We start from the raw sequence: 272 nt of genomic DNA on the forward strand, positions 1-272 counted from the left end.
CACAGGAAGAAGGTGCCAAAATGATTTTGAGTGGTGAGATAAAAGGTCAAGTAGTACCGCCGCATATCTTTACTGAAGTCACTCGTGAGATGGATTTGTCACGTAATGAGGTGTTCGGACCATTGGTCGGTATCATCCGTGCCAAAGATGAGGACGATGCGTTATCGATAGCTAATGACTCCATGTACGGTCTATCTAGTGCGGTATTTACAGCAGATATGCAAAAAGGTCTGCGCTTTGCGCGTGGTATCAGAGCTGGCATGACCCATATT

The 272-nt window shown here is 46.0% G+C and carries 1 protein-coding gene; it reads left to right on the forward strand.

Annotation, left to right across the window (positions count from 1 at the left end; all coding sequences use genetic code 11):
* A partial coding sequence (locus tag AAEZ02_RS22505; protein WP_351125270.1) for an aldehyde dehydrogenase family protein occupies nucleotides 1-272 on the forward strand: 272 nt, incomplete at both ends.

The organism is Shewanella sp. T24-MNA-CIBAN-0130, assembly GCF_040310185.1.
Taxonomy (GTDB): Bacteria; Pseudomonadota; Gammaproteobacteria; order Enterobacterales; family Shewanellaceae; genus Shewanella; species Shewanella psychromarinicola.